Source organism: Kitasatospora sp. NPDC093558 (assembly GCF_040683475.1).
In the GTDB taxonomy this organism is placed as follows: Bacteria; Actinomycetota; Actinomycetes; order Streptomycetales; family Streptomycetaceae; genus Kitasatospora.
The window spans coordinates 1-1,591 of the sequence record NZ_JBFBDY010001081.1; the positions used below are offsets into that span (position 1 = coordinate 1).

Below are 1,591 nucleotides of genomic sequence, written 5' to 3' on the forward strand. Positions count from 1 at the left end.
GTCTCGCACCCCGGCGCGCGCGCGAGCGTGCGCTGCTTTCCACCCGGAGCGCCCTGTTGCGAACCGCCCGGCCGGTGCGGGAGGTTGGACCGGGCCCGCGGCCCGCGCCATGTCTGACGCTCGATCACGTGGAGGGATGTCGGCGATGACATCGAAGATCCTGCTCGTCACCGGGGACGCCGCCGAGTCGCTGGAGGTGTTCTACCCGTACCAGCGCCTGCGCGAGGAGGGCTACCAGGTCGACATCGCGGCGCCGACGAAGAAGCGCCTCCAGTTCGTCGTGCACGACTTCGTCGACGGCTACGACACCTACACGGAGAAGCCCGGCTACACCTGGCCCGCGGACGTCGCCTTCGCCGACGTCGACCCGGCCGACTACGTGGCCCTCGTGATCCCCGGCGGCCGCGCCCCCGAGTACCTGCGCAACGACCCCGAACTCCAGCGGATCGTCCGCCACTTCTTCACGGGCGACAAGCCCGTCGCGCAGATCTGCCACGGCCCGCTGATCAGCGCCGCCACCGGCGACCTCGCCGGCCGCCGCAGCTCCGCCTACCCCGCGCTCGCCCCGGACGTGAAGGCCGCCGGCGCCGAATTCGTCGACGCCGAGGCGGTCGTGGACGGCGTGGTCGTCTCCGCCCGCGCCTGGCCCGACCACCCCGCCTGGCTGCGCGCCTTCATCGAGATCCTCCGCACGAAGGCCCCCGCCTCCTGACCCTGCCCCCATCCGCGCCCCCACCCCACCCGGGGGCGCGGACCGGAAAGGCAAGAACGGACCTCTCTTCCTGCGCCGTCGGCGGACGTCCTACGGTGACGGGCGACAGAGCAGTTGATCGTCGCGAGGAGGACGAGACATGGCAGAGCCGCTGATCGCCGCCGTCGGGGGGAAGGTGCCCGTCGTCGATCCGGGGGCGTTCGTCGCGCCCAATGCCGTCGTGGTGGGGGACGTGACCGTCGCCACCGGGGCGAGCGTCTGGTACGGGGCGGTGCTCCGCGGGGACGCCGAGGCCATCGCGGTCGGTGCGGGCAGCAACATCCAGGACAACTGCACCCTGCACGCCGACCCGGGCTTCCCGCTGGTGGTCGGCGAGCGGATCTCGGTCGGGCACAACGCGGTGCTGCACGGCTGCACCGTCGAGGACGACGTCCTGGTCGGGATGAACGCCACCGTCCTCAACGGCGCCCGGATCGGCGCCGGTTCGCTGGTCGCGGCGGGCGCGGTGGTGCCACAGTGCTTGCAGGTGCCGCCGGGCTCGCTGGTCTCGGGCGTGCCCGCGAAGGTCCGGCGCGAGCTGAGCGAGGACGAGCGGGCCGGCATCAAGCTCAACGGCGCCGGCTACGAGCTACTGGCCGACGCCCACCGGGACATCGAGCCCATCGGCTAGACGGCCGCGGCCTCCCGGGCCTCCCCGGCCGGCGCCGGCACCGCGGGCGAGCCGTCCGCGGGCCGGTGCCGGTCGGCCGCCCACGCGAGGAGCGCGACCACCGCGCCCGAGGCCGCCAGCCCGGCGCCGACCAGGGTCGGCGAGGTCCAGCCGAGACCGGCGTCCAGCGCGAGCCCGCCGAAGTACGCGCCCTGCGCGTTGGCCAGGTT

The 1,591-nt window shown here is 74.0% G+C and carries 2 protein-coding genes and 1 pseudogene; 2 read left to right on the forward strand and 1 reads right to left on the reverse strand.

Annotated elements, in window-relative coordinates; all coding sequences use genetic code 11:
• Positions 1–145 precede the first annotated feature (145 nt).
• Complete coding sequence (locus AB0O00_RS38650; RefSeq protein WP_363659357.1) at positions 146–712, forward strand: DJ-1/PfpI family protein; 567 nt, start codon at positions 146–148, stop codon at positions 710–712.
• Positions 713–851: 139 nt separating this feature from the next.
• On the forward strand, positions 852–1,382 hold the full coding sequence (locus AB0O00_RS38655; RefSeq protein WP_363659358.1) for a gamma carbonic anhydrase family protein: 531 nt from the start codon (positions 852–854) through the stop codon (positions 1,380–1,382).
• Here AB0O00_RS38655 and AB0O00_RS38660 read toward each other — a convergent pair.
• Positions 1,379–1,591, reverse strand: a pseudogene (locus tag AB0O00_RS38660) (MFS transporter); the annotation flags it as partial. The gene AB0O00_RS38655 and the pseudogene AB0O00_RS38660 sit on opposite strands and share 4 nt — an antisense overlap.